The sequence below is a fragment of the Streptomyces sp. NPDC002446 genome (genome assembly GCF_053595675.1).
Genome location: NZ_JBSFYC010000162.1, coordinates 1 through 2,180, shown reverse-complemented (window position 1 = coordinate 2,180; position 2,180 = coordinate 1). Strand labels below are relative to the sequence as shown.

General features: G+C 68.1%; 1 protein-coding gene. It reads right to left on the bottom strand.

Features of this window, described 5'->3' with window-relative positions; genetic code table 11:
• Nucleotides 1–2,180 (bottom strand): beta-ketoacyl synthase N-terminal-like domain-containing protein (locus ACWD6P_RS36950; RefSeq protein ID WP_451448600.1); only part of this gene is annotated, 2,180 nt, incomplete at both ends.

Sequence of the window (2,180 nt, the reverse complement as noted above, 5' to 3'; positions counted from 1 at the left end):
TCCACCACCGGAGGCTCCTCGATGATCGCGTGCGCATTGGTCCCGCTCACACCGAACGACGACACACCCGCACGCCGCAACCGACCAGCCACCGACGGCCAAGCCCGCTCCTCCGTCAGCAGCTCCACCGCACCCGCCGACCACTCCACATGCGGTGACGGCTCATCCACATGCAGCGTCCGCGGCAGCACACCATGCCGCATCGCCAACACCATCTTGATCACACCACCGACACCCGCAGCCGCCTGCGTATGCCCGACATTCGACTTCAACGACCCCAGCCACAATGGCTCCTGAGCCTCCCCCCGCCCCTGGCCATACGTCGCCATCAGCGCCTGCGCCTCGATCGGGTCACCCAACGTCGTCCCCGTACCGTGCGCCTCCACCACATCCACATCGGCGGCCGACAGACGGGCATCCGTCAGTGCCTGGCGGATCACCCGCTGCTGCGAGGGACCGTTCGGAGCGGTCAGGCCATTGCTCGCCCCGTCCTGGTTCACCGCCGTACCGCGGACGACCGCCAGCACCTCGTGGCCGTTACGCCGGGCATCCGACAGCCGCTCCAGCACCAGCACACCGACACCCTCAGCCCAACCGGTGCCGTCCGCAGCGGCCGCGAACGCCTTGCACCGGCCGTCCGCCGCCAGCCCCCGCTGACGACTGAACTCCACGAACATGCCGGGGGTGGACATGACCGTCGCGCCGCTCGCCAGGGCCAGGGTGCACTCGCCCTGCCGCAGCGCACGGACGGCCAGATGCAGCGCGACCAGCGACGACGAGCATGCGGTGTCCACCGTCACCGCCGGGCCCTCCAGCCCGAACGTGTACGACAACCGGCCCGACAGGACGCTGGGGGTGGTGCCGGTCAGGGCGTAGCCCTCGGCTCCATCGGTGGCCTCGTGCAATCTGGGGCCGTACTCCTGAGCCGTCGCACCGACGAAGACTCCGGTCCGGGAGCCACGCAGGGACTGCGGCACGATGCCGGCTCGTTCGAAGGCTTCCCACGACGTCTCCAGCAGCAGCCGCTGCTGAGGATCCATCGCCAGCGCCTCCCGCGGCGAAATCCCGAAGAATCCCGGATCGAACTCCGCCGCACCGTAAAGGAAACCGCCCTCGCGGACGTACGAGGTTCCGGCACGGCCCGGATCCGTGTCGTACAGCGACTCGGCATCCCAGCCACGATCCGCCGGGAACACCGAAATCGCATCCCCGCCCTCGGCAACAAGCCGCCACAGATCCTCGGGCGAGCTCACCCCGCCCGGAAAGCGGCATGCCATCGAGACAATGGCGATCGGGTCCGCGTCATCGTCGGCCGGCGCCGTGTCGGAGGCGGCGTCGTCCGGAAGTGCCCTTTCCACGGCTCCCTCCGGGTTCTGAGCGCGGCGTATTTCCGCCAGCAGATTCCCGACGACGGCGTTCACAGTCGGGTGGTCGAAGGTGAGACTGGCGGGCAGGCGCTGGCCGATGGCGTCGCCGAGTCGGGTGCAGAGTTCCACCGCCATCAAGGAGTCAAAGCCGAGTTCCTTGAACCGGAGGTCCATTTTGACGGTGTCGTCCCTGTCATGCCCCAGGACGACAGCGACCTGAGTGCGTACGAGTTCGCGGACCAGGCGTTCCGCTTCATCCCGGGGGGCCTGGGCGATCCGTTCGACGAGGCTGGACTCACGCCGTCCAGCTCCGGACTCGGCTGCGGACTCGACTGCGGAATGCGCATCGTTCTCCGCGTCGCCGAATGCGTCGCCGACTTCGCCGCCGAATGCGCCTCCGACTTCTCCGCCCGCTCCCCGGTCAGCGTCAGCCTCAGCGTCTCGTTCGCCGGTTCCGTTCGCGGCGGCCGCCCCGCCGCGGCCTGTGTCGTCGCTGTCGTCGATGTCCTTCAGCCAGTAGCGCTTGCGCTGGAATGCGTAGGTCGGCAAGGACGTCCGGTGGGCATGGCGCCCGTTCCCTTCCAGGAACGCCTGCCAATTCACCGTCACGCCCTGCACATGCAATTCGGCCATGGCCTTGGCGACGGCCCGGTCCTCAAGCATTCCCTTACGCAGCATGGGCACCAGGGCGGCATGGTGTCCCTTGATGCACTCACGGGCCATGGCGGTCAGTACGCCGCCCGGTCCCATCTCCACGAATGTGGAGACACCGGAATCCTCCAACCAGGAAATCTGATCCGCAAAACGCACAGC